Raw genomic sequence first — 19,891 nt, 5'->3', positions numbered from 1 at the left:
TTCCCTCATGCTCGACAAGGTCGACGTCCTCATCATCGGCTCCGGCGCCTCGGGCGCCGCCGTGGCCTGGAGCCTGGCCGACACGAAGATGCGGATCCTCTGTCTCGAGCAGGGCGACTGGGTGAAGCCCACGGACTACCCGACCAACGGGCGCAACTGGGAAGCCCGCCTGTTCAGCGACTTCGCCATCAACCCGAATCGCCGGGCGCGCGAGACCGACTATCCGATCAACGATGCCAACTCGCCGGTGAAGGTCGTGAACTTCAACGGCGTCGGCGGCAGCACCATCATGTACACGGCGCACTATCCGCGCCTGCACCCGTCCGACTTCCGGGTGAAGACGCTGGACGGCGTGGCCGAGGATTGGCCGGTCGACTACCAGACCCTGGAGCCCTACTTCGCCGAGAATGACCGCATGATGGGCGTCGCGGGGCTGGCGGGCGATCCCGCCTATCCGCTGCATCACCCGCCCATGCCGCCGCTGCCGCTCGGCAAGTCGGGCCAGCGCTTCGGCAAGGCCCTGAACAGCCTCGGCTGGCACTGGTGGCCCTCCGATTCGGCCATCGCCACGGTCGAATATGACGGCCGCGCGCCCTGCATCAATCTTGGCCACTGCACGCCGGGCTGCGCCCAGGGCGCCAAGGCCAGCACCGACATCACCTATTGGCCGGCGGCGATCCGTGCCGGCGTCGAGTTGCGGACCCGCGCCCGCGTCCGCGAGATCACGACCGACGAGACCGGTATGGCGACCGGTGCCATCTATTACGATGCCGAGGGCCAGGAGCATTTCCAGCCGGCCGAGATGGTGATCGTCGCCTGCAACGGCGTCGGCACGCCGCGCCTGCTGCTCAATTCGGTGTCCGGCAGGTTCCCCAACGGCATCGCCAATTCGAGCGGGCTGGTGGGCAAGAACCTGATGTTCCACCCGTTCGCCCTGACCTACGGCTATGTCGACGAGCCGCTCGACGGCAATCACGGGCCGCCGCTCAACCTGTGGAGCCAGGAGTTCTACGAGACCGACCGCAGCCGTGGCTTCGTGCGCGGCTACACGCTGCAGCTCCATCGCGGCACGGGCTCGATCGTCGAGGCGATTACCAGCACAGCCGCCGGCCGCCTGCCCTGGGGCGAGGATCACCACAAGGTCTACCGTTCGCTGCTGAACCGGCGGCTGGCGATGTCGACCATTACCGAGGACCTGCCCGAAGAGCACAACCGGGTCACGCTCGATCCCGTGCTCAAGGATTCCAACGGCATTCCCGCCCCGAAGATCGACTACACGATCGGCGAGAACACGCGGAAGATGATGGAACACGGCATCGCCCGCTCAAAGGAGATCCTGACGGCCGCCGGCGCCACCGGCTTCGGCGTCGAGGCGCCGATCATGAACGGCGGCTGGCATCTGATGGGCACGGCGCGCATGGGCACCGATCCGGAGCGCTCCGTGGTCAACGAATGGGGCCGCAGCCACGACGTGAAGAACCTGTTCATCGTCGACGGCAGCATCTGGGTCACCTCCGGCGGCGTGAACCCGACCTCCACCATTCAGGCGCTGGCGCTCTACATCGCCGACAACATCAAGCAGCGTCTCGCCAACGCCACACTCTTCGACTGAGGCCAAAGGACATGACCAACGAGACCCTCACCGATGCCGAGACGCGCGACCTGCGGGCGCTGGCCGGCGTCATGATCCCGGCCAGCATCACGTACGGCGTGCCGGGTGCGGACGACCCGCTGATTTTTGACGAAATCCTCAGGAACCTCGAGCGCGATACCGCCGACACCCGGACGGCGCTGAGACACTTGGCCGAGCTCTCAGGCGGTGCCTTCGCCGACCTCGCACCGGACCGCCGCGCCGAGGTCTCCGCCCGCTTCAAGCAGGAAGGCGGCGCGCCCCTCTTCTCCCTCAATCGCGTGGTGCTGCTCTGCTACTACCGCGACGATCGCGTCATGCGCTCGCTCGGCCAGGAGCCGCGCCCGCCCTTCCCCAAGGGCCATGTCGTGGAACAGGGCGACTGGTCTCTGCTCGATCCGGTGAGGCAGCGCGCGCCGATGTGGCGCCGCGCCTAACCCTGGCCGCGGGCCTTCAGGACGTAGCGGAGCGCTCGGAAGTTCGAATCCTTCTGGATCGCCGCGGTCACCCGCGGATCACCATAGGGATTGCTGAGCGAGATCAGCACGTCCGTCTGCGTCTGGCAGGACGCGGCCGCGGTTGCGGCGAGCGACTGGGCGCTCGCGTTCCCCGAATCGGCCAGGTGGATGTTCGCGGTAAGGCAGTTGTCCCGGGCTTCGTAGGCGTCGTTGATGCTCTTCATCAGCTTGGGGTCGGACAGGCCGGCGGCGCGCAGCGAGCTTGCGGCCTCGCAGCCGCCCAGCATGAGCGGGAATAAGATCAGGGTCGCCTGCAGCAATCTTGTCCTTGTCGCCTTCATCCGCTGTTCCCGCTCTGTTTACGCCCTGCCGGCCAACCTAGGCCGAGGCGGGCCCGACCTGTCAAGGCCAGGCCCGCTTGCTCCTAGTGGCGGCTGAGTTCGGCACGCCCCACCACCATGTGATGGACCTCGTCCGGGCCGTCCGCGAAGCGCAGATGGCGCTGGTTGACGTACATCTCGCTGAGCGGAGACCACTGGGAAATGCCGGTGGCGCCGTGGATCTGGATGGCCTGGTCGATGATGGTACAGACCTTCTCCGGCACCATCGCCTTGACCATGCTGATCCAGACGCGGGCCTCGCGATGGCCCAGCACGTCCATCGCCTTGGCCGCCTTCAGCACCATGAGGCGCATCGCCTCGATCTCGATGCGTGCCCGGCTGACCAGCTCGAGGTTCTTTCCCAGCTGGATGAGCTGCTTGCCGAACGCCGTGCGCGTGGAGCCGCGCTTGACCATCAGCTCGATCGCCTTCTCGGCGGCGCCGATCGACCGCATGCAGTGATGGATGCGGCCCGGGCCCAGGCGGACCTGGCTGATCTCGAAGCCGCGTCCCTCGCCCAGCAGGATGTTCTCCGCCGGCACCCGGCAGTTGGTGAACTTCAGGTGCATGTGTCCGCGCGGTGCGTGGTCGTGCCCGAACACCGTCATCGGCCCAAGGATCTCCAGGCCCGGCGTGCCCATCGGCACGAGGATCTGCGACTGCTGAAACTGCGGCGAGGCCTCGGGGCTGGTCTTGACCATGACGATCATGATCTTGCAGCGCGGGTCGCCTGCGCCGGAGATGTAGTACTTCTCGCCGTTGATCACCCACTCATTGCCGACCAGTTCGGCGCGCGTGGTGATGTTCTTGGCGTCCGACGAGGCCACACCCGGCTCGGTCATGGCATAGGCCGAGCGGATCTCGCCGTTCAGCAGCGGCTTCAGCCACTTCTCCTTCTGCTCGGGCGTGCCGACCTTCTCCAGCACTTCCATGTTGCCGGTATCGGGGGCGGAGCAGTTCAGCGATTCGGAGGCCAGCGGATACTTGCCGAGTTCGGCGGCGATGTAGGCGTAGTCGAGGTTGGTGAGGCCGCGTCCGATCTCGGAATGCGGCAGGAAGAAGTTCCACAGGCCCGAGGCCTTGGCCTTGTTCTTGGCGGCCTCGAGCAGCTCCAGCTGCCCCGGCGCCCAGCTCCAGCGGTCCTTGCGGCCCTCTCCCAGCCTGAAGAACTCCTCGGTGATCGGCGCGACGTTCTCGGCGATGTGCGCCTTCACCGCGTCGAACAGCGGCTGCGCTTCCTTGGACATCGCAAGGTTGTTGAGCTCCGCTTCAACATCGGGACGGACCGGCTTTTTCATCGTCGCGGCTGCCTTCTGGGTCATCTACGTTTCCTCGGGTCCATGATTCCTCCGTCCATCCCTACAGACCTGACATGACAGGTCAATCCCGGAGACAAGGGACAGGCCGTTCCGCGACGGGGCGGCATCGGGCGGATGGATCACCGGGCAGCCGCAAAGAACCGGGTTCGGGCAAACATGGCGATGCCGGCGCGCGCGGGCCGCCGAAACACGGATGATTTCTCCCCCTGAAGGCAAGAACCAGCGGCCGGCTGCGGCCGTCAGGCGGCCCGGCGTCGTTCCACGGCCCTCGCTAGCACCGAGCGCAGCGAACCCGCCGCAATCGGCTTGCTGACGTAGCCGTCGCCGCCGGCTGCCATGAAACGTTCTTCGTCACCGGCCATCGCGGAGGCCGTCACAAAAACGATCGGCACACGACTTCGTGGCCCCTCCACACCGCGGATCAGACGCGTCGCTTCCAGTCCGTCAAGGCGGGGCATCTGCACATCCATCAGAACCGCGTCGTAGTCCTTGGCCTGCGCGGCGGCGACCGCTTCGCGGCCATCATCGACGAGGTCGCACTCGTGGCCGTCGCGTGTCAGAAGAGCCTGCAGGAGAGCCCGCATGGTCGGGGCATCGTCGGCCACCAGGAGCCGCAGCGATCCTGGCGCATCCCCGGGCACCGGGCCCACCGCCGCAGGGAGCGTCTCGACGACCGACCGGCAGGGCAGGTTCACCGTGAACCGCGAGCCTCTCCCGGGGTTCGACTGGACGGAGATGCTCCCACCCATCAGCGTGAGCAGCTGGCGACAGATCGGCAGGCCGAGCCCCGCGCCGCCATAACGCCGGGAAATGCTCTCGTCCGCCTGGACGAAACTCTCGAAGATCCGTTCCTGCATTTCCGGCTTCATGCCGATGCCAGTATCGGCAACCGATAGAAGAAGCCGGCGCCCTGCATCGACTGTCCGCGCCTCGACCGATACGGTTCCGTGGAAGGTGAACTTGACGGCATTGGAAAGCAGGTTGAGGAGCACCTGCCGCAAACGCCCCTCATCGCCGAGAATCTCCCCCGGCAGGTCGTCGGCAATCCGCACTTCAACGCGGTTGCCGCGCTCCTCCGCCGTCGCCGCCACCAGCGGAATCGTCGATTCGACGAGCGACTGGACCGAAAAAGGCGCCGAAACGACGGCAAGCCGGCCCTTCTCCAGCTGTGCGAAATCCAGGATATCGTTGACGATCGTCAGCAGATGACGGGCCGAATGCTCGGCCGTTTCGATGTATTTGCGAACGATGGGATCGGTCGTGCCAGGCCTCGCCAGATCCAGCATGCCAAGAACGCCCGCGAGAGGCGTTCGCACTTCGTGGCTCATGTTTGCCAGAAAGAGGGACTTTGCCCGATCGGATGCCGTCGCCGCGTCGCGGGCCAGCGCCAATTCCGTGACCCGCTCCTCGATGTCGGTCGCCATGCGCGAGAGTGCGGAGGCGAGAATGGTCAGTTCGGTGTTGCGGCTGCTGACCTTCGGCCGCACCGAATAGTCGCCCTGACCGATCGCTTCTGCCGCCTGGACAAGCTGGCCCAGCGGACGGGTCACCTGGCGTTGTGCGATGGCGAAAGCCACCATGAATGCAGCGATCGCCAGGCTGGAGATCACGACGACACGTGTCATCAACTCGCGTCGGATGTGGTCGATCGCTGCCAGCGAGAAGGCAAACCGGGCATGGCCCAGCCGCTGCCCGCCGAATGACAGCGTGGCCTCGAAGAGTTGCAGGACCGTGCCGTCGGCTTGGTGCAACGACAGGCCCTGCAAGGGAACGGAAGGCCCCGTGCAGTCCGAGAGCGGCCCGGACGCCGCAATCGGCATGCCCCGGTTGTCGCACAGAAGCAGGGCCGCGAAGCTGCCGGCCCGCACGCTCTCCGACACGGAGTCCAAAACGCTGGCGTAGTCCCGTTCCGTCAGCGGCGCGGCGAACATGGCATTGAGCAGCTGACCGTCGGTGCGGGCGCGGGCCTGAAGCTCGACCATCAGCGCCTCGCGCATCTGGATCGCCTGAGTATAGGTCAGGGCGACGGCGGTGCCGGTGATGGCTATCAGGCCGAGCGCCAGCAGACGCAGGCGAAACGAGTTGCGCCAGCGGCGCGCGCGGACGAAGCCCCGAGCGAGCCAGACCCTCAGCGCCCGCATCGCGCGGCACCCATCAGTGCACTCGGGATCAACGCAGCTGCTCGCGGGTTTCGGCCGTTACCGAATCGATTATCTCCAGATCCTTTTCGGGAACGGGACGGATGGCTCGCACCCCCGTGAGGGTCGTGAACTCCCGACCGAGATCCGTCGCGGGAAATGCCATGAGGGCAGCCGTCAGGGCAGCGGCCCTCTCGGCCGTCATGGCGCGGCCCTGAAGCAGAAGGAAATTCGGCAGTTTGGCAAACTCGTCCATCACGGCCAGGCGTTCGGCGATTTCGGGACGGATGGCGCGCAATTCGCCGGCGCTCATCATGGCGAGAGGTGCGCTTCCGGAGGTCAGGACCTGAGCGAGACTGTCCTCGTTGCGGGTCCAGACCACTTCATAGTCGGTACCGGCGGACAGTCCCCGCTGGCGAAGCCAGTTCTTGCCGAGCAGAACGAGCATCGACTGCGGGTTCGACACCGCCAGCGCCTTGCCGCGCAGGGCCTCGATCGAGGTAGCCGGCGCGGCCTTGAGCGTAACCAGCAGGGCGGGAATGGCCGGCTCGAAGCCCGCGATCAGCTTCAGTCCTGCGTCCTGCTGTGCGATCCGCCCCAGATTGGCTGCCGTCACCACGAGATCGTACTCCCCCGCCACGCTACGAGCCTGAAAGGTCTTGAAATCGGGCGCGGTCGCAATCTCGACCGGAATGCCGAGCGCGTCGGAAAGATAATCGCGCAAGGGCCTGTAATTGGTCAAAAGAACCCGCGGGCTGAGGTTGGGCAGGACACCGACCTGAAATGCCTGCGCCCATGCCGGCCGCGCAGCCGCAAGACATGCCATGGACAGCAACAGGGCTGCAGCAATCGATCGGATGTTCATTCGTTGTCCTTTTCTCACGCTAAAGGACGGTGCTGCATCGTCCATGCCAGTGACGAATCTGCATAAAGCCTTGATTTAGCTACGATTTGCGGATGAGCGGTCTTTGCAAAATGCAAAACGCCGGGCTCGGGGCCTGGCGGATTCGCAAAATGCAATCGCCCACTCGCGCTGCGGCGCCGCCGGACTCAACGGTTCGAGCGTCGAAGCGGCGGCGTCAATATCGGGCGCTTCGGCAATGGGCCCAGGAAGTCCCGACCATAACAATCGAGGCCGGCGACCTTAGATCAGCGTCGAGTTCTCCGACCAAGAGCCATCATCGCCTTGGCAGCGAGACGAAAGGGTCGCGTCGCATAGTACGCAGGCCAAAGCAGTTGTGGAAGCCTCATCGCGTCGTAGTCGCCGGAGGTCCGGATGAACGCCAGTCTCAACGCTCCCACGATCCTGTCGATCCGGCGTTCACATAGATGGAAATCCGAAAAGTTCTCCCCCTCCGGAGAATCGGGCAGGCCTTCCCTCAGGTCCCTCGCCAGCCGTCCGGTGAGCATGCGAACCCGGCTGCTCTTCTCGCGTGCCCCAAGCAGTGCCCGGGGGACGGGTGTTCCGGCCAACTCTTCAGCCATCGCGCAGCCGAGCAGGATGGTGTCGCCGCATCGATTCGCCCTGGCACGCTCGTGAACGGCCAGCCAATCGAGATCCGGGTAGCGGTCGATCAGCGTGGCGAAATCGCAAATCCATCCGAGGCTACGCCAGGCTTCCTTCGTTCCATGGCCGGCAAGCAGCAGAGCGAGATTCTCCCGCGAAGGGGTGGTAACTGCCCGATTGCCGATGATTACGGTGTCGAGATCCTGCCAGAGGGCCTCGGGCGTCAAGGGAAACGGCACGTGAGTGCCGGTAAAATTCCAATGGAGATCGACCGCGAGATTGCTGTCAGGATGGACGAAAGCATACTGGCGCAAGTGCGCGAGAAAGGCCCGCCGGTAGGCTCGCGGTCCGTCGGCGGCTCGATAGCCGAACTCGCCGAGCATTCGCTCGGCATCGTCGATCTGTTGCCGGGGCACGATGATATCGATGTCGACATACTCGCGGCGCGATACGTCGCCATGAAGAAGAGCGGCCAGGGTCGGCCCCTTGAAGGTGGCATACCGGAGGCCCGCCCTGTCGAATGCCTCGCTCAAGCGGCACAGCTCTTGAGATACGAACAGCGCACGCGCGCCGTGGATCCGCCGGAAGTTCTCGAAAAAACTTCTCGTTGCCGCCGGCACGGCCTCCCACGACATCCGATAGAGGCTCTCGATAAGCTGCGGGCGGACTCCGTGGTACTCGGCAAGCTTGAACAGCTCGGCGAAGTCGACGCCGCCGCTCAGGATTTTCAGGGCCCCACCGAGATCAGGCCGGGGTCGAGCAACACGAGAGAGAAGTTCGAATTCGGCGCTGCCGGTATAGGGGCTGGCGGAAACCGGAAGTGGCTGCGATCCAGCTGCAACCGGAAGCCCATGTCGGCCTGAAGCTTCGCGATCTTCAGCTTGGGTCACTCGCGGGTGGGACGGAGGAACGGACGCACGATCGTCCAACCGGCCGGTTATGCCGGGAACGTTAGTACCGGGTGCTCTTCCTGCCGCTCTGTTTGCCACCATCGTTGTTCCCGCGGCTTCCAACGGTCATCGTCAGCTCACTGAAGGAACCCAAAGCCACAAGTACCGGCTCGGCGTAAGGCTTTTTCGCGAGCGGTTCCACTACTTTGCCTTGCTCTGCGCAATTGTGCTGCGAATCCATGTAGACCCCTTCGCCCGCCGCGACACCGGCGAGCCCACATCCAACCCGGTGGAACTCTAGCATGACGCTCTTGCGGAGAACAAACTTATTGCACCGTGAATGCGGCGTGAATGCAACAATTGAACAACGGCCAGCAGCCCGCTGAACGGTCAGCTCAGAACATCGATGAGGCCCGCTTCCCGGAGGCTCGTGAGAAATTTCAGCGCGTGATTCCGGCAGACCGCTGGATCGACATCGAACCGCGCCGCAACATCTTCGCAGATTTCCTCGATCGACCTTGCTTCCTCCAGATTATTCCAGATTGCCGTTCCCACGCCCTGGAGGCCGAAATAGCGCCCCTTGTCGAGCTGCAGCATCACCACTTCACCGTTGAATTCGCAGGCAACGTGGCGCGCGGATTTCCTGACGATTGTCGATCCTGTCAGCATCCAAAGACTCTCCGGCATCCGCGGGCCAAATGCCAGTGGCGGAGGGCTCACCTCTTGGTGAGGGCCGTTACCCGGAACCGATACCGTCCGTGCGCCGTGTCGCCAGCCAGTGATCGAGGACGTGAACGGCGAGAACCCTGCCGCGCAGGCGGTGCCCGGGCCAGGACCCGGCCGAGAGGATCGAGACGTCGACGTAGCGATCGAGGGACCCGTTGCGCGACAGGCCCGGAAGCCCGCTGCCAAAGGGGAGCGTGCAATCGTGCGGTGTCTTGGGACGCGCGAGGACCTCGTCCGGAAGGCGTCCTCGCATGGCTTCGCGCAGCAGCATCTTCTCCCTCGCCCACGGGACCGTCGGTACCGAGAGCATGAATTCGAGGACACGCAAGTCGAGAAACGGATGGCGCAGGACGAGCGGTCCAAGTGACTCCTCGAATTCGTAGTCGGCGAACACGGCGGGCCATATGGGATTGCTGAATCCGGCGACGGCTTCGGGCCGCCAGGGATGGCGCGGGCCAAGACCGGCTCCGACGCCGCCGGGAGGGGTTACACCGGCAATCCGCCGTTCAAGGTCCAGGCGAGCGACCAGGGACGGCTCGATCCAGGGTGGCACGCCAATGGAGTCGTCCGGGGGATGGCGGCGTCCGGTGTAGCGCTTGAGAGTGTCCCACCATCCCGCCAAACCTTTGACCCGCAAATAGAACGCGCCGGCCTCGGCGAGCCGCCGCCAGTCACGCCGGCCGATCAGCCATGACAGATATTCGTTTCGCTCGAAGGTGAGAGCATTGTCCGGCCCTTCTCCGTAAAGCCAGACGGATGCTCTTTCCGCCCGTTCGCACACGACGTCGCGGTCGAAATGGGCCGTGGTGATCAAGGCCGACGGCTCCGGCGTCGTCGTCGATCTCGCCCACCACTGCTTGTCGTAGACGAGATTGTCGCCCCGCCGGTGCCGAAGCTCGATGCCAAGCCGCTTGGCCACCAGTGAGCTGAAGTGCCTCTCTCGCGCGGATTCAAACTCATCGAAGTCGAGGCATTCGGCCACGACGCGCGAGGCGTCTCCCGTTACGTGCACCGCACAGGCTGCAAGCGCGGTCGAGTCGAGACCGCCACTCATGGCGATCCCTACCCTGCCGACGGACAGACGGTCGCCGATCGACCTCGACATGAGATCGAGGAAGCCCTCGGTATACTGGCGACGGTCGCGAAAATGGAGAGGATCCCCGATATGGAGGCGCCAGTATCGCCGCGTCGTGATGCCGGTTCCGGAGATCGTCAGCACATGCGCCGGCGGCAGCCGCCGAACATGGCGATAGACCGTTCGCTCGACCTCGAGAGAATGACCGACGGTCAGAAAGTCGGCGATCCACGTATCGTCCAGATCGCGCGCTACTCCCGCCCGTGTGGCAATCCAGTCGAGCGAATCGCTGACAAACCACGTGCCGCCGACCTCCGCATGAAAAAGCGACCGTATGCCGAGCTGGTCGCGGGCACAGATCAGCCGCTTGCGCGAGCCGTCCCACAATACAAAGCAGAAATCGCCCGCAAGGCGATCGAGGAATGCATCACCCCAGGCGGCGTAGGCGCGCAGGCACAATTCGGGATCGGATGCTTCTCCCGGAGCGGCTTCGGGGAGATCCGGAAGCCGCGACCGTAGCTCGTCGCGCGCATCGAGTCGGACCCGACCGACGATCCGGAACAGTCCGCCCAAGCCCCGGATGCCGACGGCCTCGCCCCTGGCCGAAAACGGCCCGGCCTTAGCGCAAACGAAGGCAACATGGCCCGCCCGGTCGATACTCTCGACGTCGTACCCGGCGACTCCGAACCGGCTGTGATCGACGGGAGCGCCGTCGACATTGAAGATGGCAGCGAACACTTTCAGCCGGGAGAGGGCACGGAGCGCAAGGCCGCTCGGGCCTCCCCTGCACACAGCCCATCAAGGCTGGACCGGGGCCGCGCCGATCCAGCCGCCACAAGCGTCTCGCTGGTTTCGGGCCAAAAACTCCGTTCCACGTAGCGACCGGCCGGGATGCGCGTCACGAACATGCTCCTTTGCGCAACTGCCCGAGCCACTTGCCCACGCAAGTGATGGCGCCCTGCGCCCAGACGTCCTTTGCGAGCCCGGAAGGAGACTCTTGCATCATCCTTCCGAAAGAGCCGCATCGTGCCCCCACGCGGTATGGACCGCTCGGTTGAACTCCGCAACGAGGTCCTCCGAATTCTCGGGATCGAGCATACTGACATGATTGCCGGGCACCGGAACGATGGTCAGCTTCTCGGTGCGGGCCTCCCAACCCAGGTCCACGCCGCCCTCCTCCGAACGGAAAAGCACCACCGGAACGCTCAACCGAGCGTTCGGCGCCTGCCGAATCCAGGCTCCGCGATGAAACTGCACGAGCATCGACCGCAGATGCCAACTCAACCGAAACATGAATAGATTGTCGGTTGAAAGGCGAAAAGACACAGCGAACCGAAGTGCACGAATACCCGCCGGGCTGGTAACCACGGATGGGGTCAGCACTGCCTCCGCGATCGTCGCCCAGTCGCGCTTCCAGGCAAGGCGACCGAGCGTTGAAACTCGTTGCGCAAGGCCGCGCCGTTCCGCAGGCGGCCCGGAGTCATAAGGCTCGGCATCCGTATCCAGCACCAGCAGCGCCGAGATCCTGCGGCCGCGCTTCGACAGCCGCTCGGCGATGGCATAGGCGAAGTCCCCTCCCAGAGAGTATCCGGCGAGAAGAATGGGCCCGTCCGGCGCGAACCGTTCGATCTGGGCCAGCAGATGCGCAACGATGTCTTCGTAACCGCCCCGCGCGAGGCCACCGAGATCGGGATAGCTCGTCGGGACAATCCTGATGCTCTTGGCGCAAGCCATTCGAAAGCGGGCCAGCAGGGGCGTGTCGCCCCACTTTCCCGGTACCAGGAACACCATCGGCTGGGCGTCCGGAGACACTGGCGGCGGCCCGTCCTTCAGCCGATCCAGAACCCGTGCGAACCCAGCGGGCCCGAGCCCCCCATGAAACTGATCCAGCGGGAGCGCCCGTCCACACAATCGTTCCAGATGGAGGACCAGAAGGAGCAGCCGCAGGGAATCGCCGCCGGCCTCGTCGAAGCTGCGCTCATCGCCGAGCGCGGGCCGTCCAAGGGCGAGCCGCCAGGCCTCTCTCACAATATCGATCGAGTGCTGCGCCGGGCGGGCGCTGTCCTCGAAAGGCTTAGCTACAGGCTTGACCGTCGAACGCTGCGCGGCGTGCGCCAGCAGCGCCTCCTCGTCCACCTTGCGTCCCGGCAGCAGCGGCAGCTCGTCGAGCACGAACAACTCGGACGGCTCCATATACGCCGGAAGCCTTTCCTTCAGGTGCTTGCGGAGCGTGCCGGCGATGGATGACGGACCGGCCTCGCGCAGCACGACGAAAGCCAACACCGTAGGCTCGCCCAGGATCGTCCGGGCCACGACTGCAGCATCCCTAACCTCGGGCAACTGTCGAAGCGCCGTCTCGATCTCCCCGAGTTCGACACGGTTGCCCAGAACCTTGATCTGCCGATCCTTGCGGCCGAGCATCACGACGAGGCCGTCGGCATTCCTCGAAGCGACGTCGCCCGTGCGATACACGGCCTCCCGGCTGTCGATGTCCTGTTGGAAAAGCCCGGAATGAATGGCGCCGCCCCGCCAGAGTCCGAGTGACATCCAGGGGCTCCTGACGACGAGTTCGCCCGACCGCCCCTGCGGCACGGCCTTCCCGTTTTCGTCGAGCAGGGCGACGGTGTATCCCGGCAACGGATATCCGGCTGGCACGCGGGGTCCGTCCGCCGCAAACCCCGGCGGCACGAACCATTGCAGGATGGCCGGTGCTTCCGTGGCCCCATACGATGAAAGCACGTGGCATTTTTTGGACAGCACCCCGCGAAGCTGCTCGAGATCGATCGCGAGCAACGCATCGCCCGAGGAATGGACGCAGCGCAGGGAAGCCAGCGCCGGCGCGACGTTGTCGATTTGGGCGACGCTGCGCCACACCGCCGGCGTCGTGAACATCATGGTGACGTCCATATCGCCGATTGCCTGCACCACCTTGGCAAGACCCGTCCGCTGGAGATCGAGCTTCACGAGTGCGGCGCCCGTCAGAATGGTTTCGAATATGTGCTGCAAGCCGGCAATGGTGCTGGGAGAGGCAAGTGACAGCAGCCTGTCGTCCGGGCGAAAATGCACGGCGTTGATGAGCTGGCCGACGCGATGCAGGATGGCGCGCTGACTGATCGCGATGCCCTTGGGCTGCCCGGTGCTACCCGACGTATAGACGATGAAGGCAGCCGCACCCGGGGACATTGAGGCCCCGGACAGCTCGTCGGGAGGCCGGCGATCTTCCAGTGCCTCGTCGATCACGATGGTGCGGATGCCGGCCGGTAGCAGCAGACCGTCCGTTATCTCCGACCGCCTCAAGATGACCGCCGCGAGACCGGCATCGCGAACGATCGCGGCGATGCGCTCTTGCGGTTGATGACGATCGATCATCACGCAAGGCCGGTTCGCCGCCAGGCAGGCCAGGATCGCGGCGGGATAGGCGGCTTCGTTCGGAAGCAGTATGCCGACAGCTTGTCCGGCAGCGACGCAGGCATCGATCGTTCGAGAGAGATGCCGGCACGCCGCCCACAAGTGAACGTAGGTCAGGCGCGTGGCGAAATCTTCGCACGCGACCTGATCGCCGAATTCATCCACGACAAGTCTGAAAAGGTCGAGCACGGGTCGATCGACCCATTCCTCGCGAAACCGGCGGAACGGAACAGTCGGGCCGTTGAGGTCGAGTACGGGAGCGGTCGGATAGGACGTCTCGAACTGTGACGACGCCGCGGAGGGAACAAGCGAATGCCCGGCGGCATGGGCCAGCAACGCCTCCTCGTCGACCTTCCGTCCCGGCAACAGAGGTAACTCTTCGAGCCGGAAGAGTTGGGATGGCTGCATATGGGCCGGCAGTTTCTCCTTCAGGTATCTTCGGAGCGCGGCGGCCGTGTCCGACGAGCCCCCTGCCCGAGGAACGAAGAAGGCGAGCAATCTCGCGTCTCCCTCGACCCGGCGTGCAACCACGGCTGCGTCGGCGACTTCGGGCGCCTGTCGAAGAACGGTCTCGACCTCGGCCGGCTCGACCCGGTTTCCCAGAATCTTGATCTGACGATCCTTGCGACCCAGCGTCACGAAAAGACCGTCTGAACGCTTCAGCACGATGTCGCCCGTCCGGTACACCGGCGCTGCCAGGTCTCTCCGGTCCTGCTCGAACGGACCGGGTTGAACGGCGCCGTTTCCCCAGATGCCGAGCGACATCCAGCTGCTCTTGACCACCAGTTCGCCCGGCTCGCCATCGTTCACGGCGTTGCCGGCATCGTCCAGCAATGCAAACGCGAATCCGGGCAAGGGATACCCGGCCGGCACACGCGGTCCGTCATCCGGCAGTTTCGACGTCACGAACCACTGCAGTAGCGCTGGCGCCTCCGTGGCACCATAGACGGAGAGCACGTGGCAGTCCGCGGGGAGCACTCTCCGAAGGCGTTCGAAGTCGATCGCCAGCAGCGCATCCCCCGAGGTCTGGATGCATCGCAGGGACGCCAGGGCAACGGCCGCATCGGGGATGCCCGCAACGCTGCGCCAGACGGCCGGCGTGGAGAACATCATGGTGAGCCGCCGCTGGGCTATCGCCTGCAGGACGGTGCCGAGACCGGTCCGCAACAGGTCCAGCTTGACCAGTGTCGCACCCGACAGCATGACCTCGAAGATCTGCTGCAGGCCGCCGATCGTGCTGGGCGAAGCGAGCGACAGCACCTTGTCATCCGGGCGAAGATGCACGGCGTCGACGAGCTGACGGGCACGATGAAGCACGGCGCGCTGGCTGAGCACGATGCCCTTCGGATGCCCGGTACTGCCTGATGTGTAGACGATGAAGCTCGCTTCGTGGGGAGGCACCGGAGCGGCGGGAAGCCCGTCGGGCGCCGGGCCGTCCTGCAACGCCTCATCGATCACGATGGTGCGAACGCCCACAGGCAACGACGCGGCAGCGACGCCGTCCGACTGTCTCAGAACGATCGCCCCGAGGCCTGCGTCGCGGACGATGCCTGCAACACGATCCTGCGGGTGATGACGATCGATCATCACGCAGGGCCGGTTCGCCGCGAGGCAGGCCAGCACAGCGACGGGATAAGCGGCCTCGTTCGGCAGCAGCACACCGACCGGTTGGCCGGCCGGAACGGCGGCATCGATCATGTGTGCGAGGCGACGCGAGGCTGCCCAAACCTGTCCGTAGGTCAGCTGCCCGGTGAGATCCTCGCAGGCGACATGATCTCCGAACTCCTCCGCGGCGGATCGAAACAGCTCGACGGCCGGTCGATCGATCCAGTCCTCGCGAAACGGGCGGAACGGAACGGTCGGGCCGTTCAGGTCGAGTGCCGGGGCGCTGGGATACGACCAGGAGATTTCTGAGGCTCGAATGGAGGTCATCACTAGTCGGTGAATTCGATGGCTCTGAGTTGATTGGCAAACCTTCGCGAGGACACTCCCGGGACAGGTCCTCCACCGGCTCAGTATATTGCCGAAGGGAGAACTTGCGACAGAAAGCCTGGAGAGCGGACCGTGAGGACGTGCGTGCGCCGCCATCCTGTTGCGGCTGCATGTTCAGCGGCGGTGCCGTCATGCTAAGGGGCCTCGTCGGGATCCTGCGCGACCAGCCCGATTTCCTGCTGCACTTCAATGGATGGTGAGCCGACACGCGCCATGACATCGCCCGACCTCACCCGCCTCTTCTCCCCGCGATCGATCGCCGTTCTCGGTGCCTCGGCCAGCAGCGACAAGCTGGGGGGCCAGGTCTTTGCCCGCCTGGCCGCATCCTTCCGTGGCGAGCTGATCGCGATCAATCCCGGCGAAAGCGATATCGCGGGCCGCCGGTCCATGTCCTCCGTTGAGGCGCTGCCGCAGCCGGTCGATCTGCTGATCGCGCTGGCGCCAGGCGAGCGTCTCGTCGAGGCGATCGAGCGCTGTCCTGCGGGCCTCGTCGGTTTCCTGCTCGCAATCCCCAGCGGCTTCGGCGAGGTCGCGCACGACGGACCGGACCTGCAGCAGCGGCTGGCGGCGGCGGCGCGCCGCGCCGGCCTGCGGGTTGTCGGACCCAACTGCGTCGGCCTGCTCAACGCCTCGATCGGACTGAACGCCTCGATCATTCCCCTGATGCCGCCCGGCGGCTCGGCCGGCCTCGGCGTGGCGACGCAAAGCGGCGGTTTCGGCATGGCGCTCGCGATGTACGCGGCCGACAGCGGCATGGCGGTCTCCTGCTTTTGCGACGTCGGCAATACGGTCGACATCTCGCTGGCCGACTGTCTGGCGCATCTCGCCGGCGATCCGGCCACAGGCGTGATCGGCCTCTATGTCGAATCGGTGCGCGACCTGCCGTCATTCACCCGGGCACTTTCGGCGGCCACCGCGGCCAAGCCGGTCGTGGTCTGCCCGCTCGCCCGCACGCCCTCCGGGCAGGCCGCGTCGCTCGCCCATGTCGGCATCCCGGCAGACGGCGCGCGCCTGTCGAACGATCTTCCCGCCGGGGCGATCGTGGTGCATTCCGGACTCGATCTGCTCCATGCGGCCCGCGCCCTGCTCTGGCAGGGCCGCCCCTTGCGCGGCAGGCGCCTCGCCATCGTCACCGGCACCGGCGGCATCGGCACCGAGATTGCCGACCTTGCCGAAGAGCAGGGCATGGTCGTTCCGCGCTTCTCCGCGCGCCTGACAGCAGCCATCTCGCGGCACCTGCCGGCCTATGCCGCCAGCGCCAATCCCGTCGACCTCACGCCGGTATGGCGCGACTATCCGCGCCTCTATCCGCTGGTGATGGCGGAGATCGCGGCATCAGGCGAAGCCGATCTGATCGCGGTGTCGATCACCGATGTGCCGACCACCTGGCCCGACCTCGCCGAGAGCCTCGCCCGCTCGGTGCCGGCGCTCGGCCTGCCGGTGGCCGTCTACTGGGCCTCTCGCGATGCCGACGTCGCGAACATGGCGCCGCTCCACGCGGCGCGCATCCCCACCTATCGCGCGACGCGCGAACTCGCCCTGGCGCTGGGCGCGATTGCCCGCCACGGGACAGCCGGGGGCGGCGATGCTGCTTGAGGTCCGCGACGTTTCCGTACAGTTCGGCGGTCTGCGCGCCGTGACCCGGCGGCTCAGTCGCGGAACAGCGGATCCGTGCGGCCTCGCCTGAAGAGGAACGGCGTGCGCGCCGCGCCGCGCGGCAGGAAGTAATAGATTCGTCCGCATTCCTGCCAACCGAGGGCGCGCAGTCCCTTGTGCGCGTCGGGTCGGTCGACCTGGCCCAGCGTATAAGCCTGCCGGGCGCCCTGCCGGCGCGCCTCGAGAAGCATCGTGCCGAGCACCAGCGCGTGCACGCCCTTGCCGCGAAAGGCCGGCGGCGTGAAGGCGTCCGTCGTGTAGACCTCACCGGGTCGCAGCCGGATCGGGTGCCCCGGCAGGGCGTCGCCCCAGTTGAAACAGGTCCAGTTGGCATGCGCGAGGACGCCGTCGACGAAGGCCAACCAGCATTGCTCGCCGCGCCGCAGCCGGTCGAGATAACGCCCGCGCGCAGCCTCGTCGCGCGGCCCATCGCCGAGCCAGAGCCAGGGGTCGTCCACGTAGAGCCGGCAGATCGTGTCGAGGTCGCCCTCCTCTGCCCTCCGGATCGAGGCACCGAGCGGGTTCGCGGGCGGCATGACCGGCTCGGCGAGCGAGCGCTCGTAGAAGAGCGCGCAGGTCAATTCGCCGAACGGCGCCGTTACCCGTTTGGACGACTGCCACGCCCATTTCCGCAGATCATGCATGGCGCACGTTGTAGTGCACCATCCTTGCCGCCGTAAATTGTCCGAATCGGGCCAGAGGCAGACCAAACCAGCCGCCATGCAGGCGCATGAAGTCGCAGCTTTCAGCGGAATCATCTCACAGATGCGCGCCAATAATCGTGTGTCCGGGCCCAAAGGCCGGCTGCTCTCTTCCAAAACGTGCATGCTGGGAAACTGTGCGCCTCGAGTTGGTTTCGGCAAACACAACCGGCATTCCAACTGCGGCGCGCTCAAGTGAGTACACCGCTTTGCGAGCCCGCGTTTCCCGCTTTCTTTAAGCTCTAATCCTTGTTCGCAAGCACTGTAGCCAAGGGAGCGCTTGGCGTGTCAGTTGCGCCAGCCGCACTCGTGGGCGGTACATCTAGAACGTCTTCAAACATGTCGCTCGGCGCTGACCGCAAGTCGTTCTGATCTATGTAGACGTAGTCGTTGTTCCGGTTTCGCAATCGCGTTGGGCGCACTTTGACGAAGCCGAGTTCGGTAAACCAATCGTGAGAAAGAGGGAGCCGTGCCGATGCCAAGAACGATGCGGCCCCGGCATACTTCTGCAGTCGGGTGGCTAAGTTAATCGGGAAACCTATGAACTCGCTTTCCCCATCGGAGCGCTTCAGCTCATGTATCGTCCCGTAAGTGACACCAAAACGAATGTTCTTGGGCATATCATGCACCGGCATGAATTCCCGAGCGGCCTCATTCAAGAGATGGAAGTAATTCTTTAGGTCCCAGGATCGAATACAGGCGGCCTTTACTAGCAAATCCCGTTCCCGCGACGACATTGCAGTCACGTCGAAAATGAACATGGCCCCGTCGCCAAGGAATTTTCGATGTATAGGAGTTCCCACCTTACGAAAAAGCTCTCGATGATTGAGATCTGGCACACGGCTCGCGAACTGAGGCATGCTTCCGTTAAAGACGCAGTGCACTTGTTCGTCGATAAAGTTGAGATAGAGCGTCGCGGCCTGTTGGATATCCGGAACCATCAGGAAGGAAGTAAATTCTTCCAAATCATAAGTCAGAACCAGACCCGTTATAGGCGCTAAGGCCCGCTCATTGAACTTCCAAGCCAAGGTGCTCGCAACACGACGTGCAGGTTTCATGCTGAATCTTACCACGAATTCTGCTTGTAGCTACCCGAAGGTGGTCCGGAATTTTCATAGAAAGCAAGACTAACCCAGGCGTCTCGGGGGACTCTCGATGCGTTCCTGCCTGACTATTCCGCGCCTCCGCTTCTCCCGGGGACACTAGCCCGGGATCGCGCCGCAACTCAAACTCCTCAAGCTTGGTGAAGTGCAGCCATCGATTCTGAAGTCCACCTCCCCGAGCTTGACATGCCCCCACGCAGACATCTGTTGCTGAAGGAGATTCGTTCGCGTCGTGGGCACCGAGGGATCGCTCGTCATTTCCGGGGCGGGAAACCATTCCACTCAGGAGCCGAGATCGCGCCACATCGAGCGCTTGCATGCCGGCAGCCCGCGTCTCCTCCATACGAGCGAAGAGATCGCACAAGAAAGACGAGTCTTCATTCGAGATTGGTGAGTCTTCAATGGATACGGCCGCAGAGGGCAATCCGGCGAGTGGAGCTGCGGCAGCCGGAAGGCTCCGGGTATCCTCAACCGCGCTTTTCTGTTCTTCATTCTTTAGGTTGCATCTCTATTTTGTAATACACCTAAGGAGTTTGCGTGCTATTTCTTCAACACAGGCAAACCGCTCGAACAAGACGAGCCTTTGATCCACTATGTTTTGCTTGAATGCCAAAACCCTCTTCAACTCATCGCCTGGATCAGCGAGTTGAGCTGCATCAACGTCTTTGAAGTGCAGGCTGCTTCGGGTTTACCCGTTCGCGAACAGGCCACTGTGGAGATAGAAAATTCTTCGTGGAAGCCGGAGGTATATGGACCGCTTTTCGATGGCGGCGTGCCCCATCGCTTCTAGGTCGTGGTGACAATTTCAGGATTCCCTTTGGGCTGAAGCTCTGATTCAACGCTGGCTTTTGGAGGCTGGCGTGGAAGGAGAAGTTCTGAGGGACGATCAATGGTTGCGGCTGGAGCGG

The 19,891-nt window shown here is 64.5% G+C and carries 13 protein-coding genes; 3 read left to right on the top strand and 10 right to left on the bottom strand.

Annotated elements, in window-relative coordinates; genetic code table 11:
• Nucleotides 1–7 precede the first annotated feature (7 nt).
• Together LJ725_RS00065 and LJ725_RS00060 are read left to right on the top strand one after the other, a co-directional pair.
• Nucleotides 8–1,612 carry a GMC family oxidoreductase gene (locus LJ725_RS00065; RefSeq protein ID WP_230548587.1) on the top strand — a complete coding sequence of 535 codons (1,605 nt, stop codon included), beginning with the start codon at nucleotides 8–10 and terminating at the stop codon, nucleotides 1,610–1,612.
• An 11-nt stretch (nucleotides 1,613–1,623) separates the two neighbouring features.
• Nucleotides 1,624–2,067 carry a hypothetical protein gene (locus LJ725_RS00060; RefSeq protein WP_230548586.1) on the top strand — a complete coding sequence of 148 codons (444 nt, stop codon included), beginning with the start codon at nucleotides 1,624–1,626 and terminating at the stop codon, nucleotides 2,065–2,067.
• On the opposite strand, the gene LJ725_RS00055 is transcribed toward LJ725_RS00060, so the two are convergent.
• The 8 genes from LJ725_RS00055 to LJ725_RS00020 all read right to left on the bottom strand — a co-directional run bounded on the left by LJ725_RS00055 (nucleotide 2,064) and on the right by LJ725_RS00020 (nucleotide 15,463).
• On the bottom strand, nucleotides 2,064–2,429 hold the full coding sequence (locus LJ725_RS00055; RefSeq protein WP_230548585.1) for a hypothetical protein: 366 nt from the start codon (nucleotides 2,427–2,429) through the stop codon (nucleotides 2,064–2,066). The genes LJ725_RS00060 and LJ725_RS00055 overlap by 4 nt on opposite strands.
• A gap of 83 nt (nucleotides 2,430–2,512) precedes the next feature.
• Nucleotides 2,513–3,790 (bottom strand): acyl-CoA dehydrogenase family protein, encoded by a 1,278-nt coding sequence (locus LJ725_RS00050; protein WP_230548584.1) that lies wholly within the window; start codon nucleotides 3,788–3,790, stop codon nucleotides 2,513–2,515.
• 236 nt (nucleotides 3,791–4,026) lie between these two features.
• Nucleotides 4,027–5,928 (bottom strand): ATP-binding protein, encoded by a 1,902-nt coding sequence (locus LJ725_RS00045; RefSeq protein WP_230548583.1) that lies wholly within the window; start codon nucleotides 5,926–5,928, stop codon nucleotides 4,027–4,029.
• A 28-nt stretch (nucleotides 5,929–5,956) separates the two neighbouring features.
• Nucleotides 5,957–6,790, bottom strand: coding sequence for a phosphate/phosphite/phosphonate ABC transporter substrate-binding protein (locus LJ725_RS00040; protein ID WP_230548582.1), 834 nt, complete (start codon nucleotides 6,788–6,790; stop codon nucleotides 5,957–5,959).
• A 284-nt stretch (nucleotides 6,791–7,074) separates the two neighbouring features.
• Entirely contained in the window at nucleotides 7,075–8,322 is a 1,248-nt protein-coding gene (locus tag LJ725_RS00035) for a nucleotidyltransferase domain-containing protein (RefSeq protein WP_230548581.1), read from the bottom strand.
• A 390-nt stretch (nucleotides 8,323–8,712) separates the two neighbouring features.
• Complete coding sequence (locus LJ725_RS00030) at nucleotides 8,713–8,991, bottom strand: PqqD family protein (RefSeq protein ID WP_230548580.1); 279 nt, start codon at nucleotides 8,989–8,991, stop codon at nucleotides 8,713–8,715.
• A gap of 67 nt (nucleotides 8,992–9,058) precedes the next feature.
• A complete protein-coding gene (locus LJ725_RS00025; protein WP_230548579.1) occupies nucleotides 9,059–10,861 on the bottom strand; it encodes an asparagine synthase-related protein in 1,803 nt (600 codons plus the stop codon).
• 264 nt (nucleotides 10,862–11,125) lie between these two features.
• Complete coding sequence (locus LJ725_RS00020) at nucleotides 11,126–15,463, bottom strand: AMP-binding protein (RefSeq protein WP_230548578.1); 4,338 nt, start codon at nucleotides 15,461–15,463, stop codon at nucleotides 11,126–11,128.
• A gap of 273 nt (nucleotides 15,464–15,736) precedes the next feature.
• On the opposite strand from LJ725_RS00020, the gene LJ725_RS00015 reads away from it, so the two are divergent.
• The gene (locus LJ725_RS00015) at nucleotides 15,737–17,119 is read left to right on the top strand and encodes a CoA-binding protein (protein WP_230548577.1); all 1,383 of its coding nucleotides are present in this window, start codon (nucleotides 15,737–15,739) and stop codon (nucleotides 17,117–17,119) included.
• Between the two features lie 53 nt (nucleotides 17,120–17,172).
• Here LJ725_RS00015 and LJ725_RS00010 read toward each other — a convergent pair whose 3' ends face one another.
• Nucleotides 17,173–17,823 carry a GNAT family N-acetyltransferase gene (locus tag LJ725_RS00010; protein WP_230548576.1) on the bottom strand — a complete coding sequence of 217 codons (651 nt, stop codon included), beginning with the start codon at nucleotides 17,821–17,823 and terminating at the stop codon, nucleotides 17,173–17,175.
• Between the two features lie 299 nt (nucleotides 17,824–18,122).
• The gene (locus LJ725_RS00005; RefSeq protein ID WP_230548575.1) at nucleotides 18,123–18,938 is read right to left on the bottom strand and encodes a nucleotidyl cyclase domain-containing protein; all 816 of its coding nucleotides are present in this window, start codon (nucleotides 18,936–18,938) and stop codon (nucleotides 18,123–18,125) included.
• Nucleotides 18,939–19,891 lie beyond the last annotated feature (953 nt).

It is taken from the genome of Reyranella aquatilis, from assembly GCF_020880995.1.
GTDB lineage: Bacteria > Pseudomonadota > Alphaproteobacteria > Reyranellales > Reyranellaceae > Reyranella > Reyranella aquatilis.
Note: the sequence above shows the minus strand (reverse complement) of the source record. Positions and strands in the feature narration are given on the sequence as shown.

Bases quoted from the DNA above. Each gene is read 5' to 3' on its own strand.
- LJ725_RS00020 (WP_230548578.1), bottom strand. From the start codon at position 15,463: ATGACCTCCATTCGAGCCTCAGAAATCTCCTGGTCGTATCCCAGCGCC.
- LJ725_RS00045 (WP_230548583.1), bottom strand. From the start codon at position 5,928: ATGCGGGCGCTGAGGGTCTGGCTCGCTCGGGGCTTCGTCCGCGCGCGC.
- LJ725_RS00050 (WP_230548584.1), bottom strand. From the start codon at position 3,790: ATGACCCAGAAGGCAGCCGCGACGATGAAAAAGCCGGTCCGTCCCGAT.
- LJ725_RS00005 (WP_230548575.1), bottom strand. From the start codon at position 18,938: ATGAAACCTGCACGTCGTGTTGCGAGCACCTTGGCTTGGAAGTTCAAT.
- LJ725_RS00060 (WP_230548586.1), top strand. From the start codon at position 1,624: ATGACCAACGAGACCCTCACCGATGCCGAGACGCGCGACCTGCGGGCG.
- LJ725_RS00015 (WP_230548577.1), top strand. From the start codon at position 15,737: ATGACATCGCCCGACCTCACCCGCCTCTTCTCCCCGCGATCGATCGCC.
- LJ725_RS00065 (WP_230548587.1), top strand. From the start codon at position 8: ATGCTCGACAAGGTCGACGTCCTCATCATCGGCTCCGGCGCCTCGGGC.
- LJ725_RS00030 (WP_230548580.1), bottom strand. From the start codon at position 8,991: ATGCTGACAGGATCGACAATCGTCAGGAAATCCGCGCGCCACGTTGCC.
- LJ725_RS00055 (WP_230548585.1), bottom strand. From the start codon at position 2,429: ATGAAGGCGACAAGGACAAGATTGCTGCAGGCGACCCTGATCTTATTC.
- LJ725_RS00010 (WP_230548576.1), bottom strand. From the start codon at position 17,823: ATGCATGATCTGCGGAAATGGGCGTGGCAGTCGTCCAAACGGGTAACG.
- LJ725_RS00040 (WP_230548582.1), bottom strand. From the start codon at position 6,790: ATGAACATCCGATCGATTGCTGCAGCCCTGTTGCTGTCCATGGCATGT.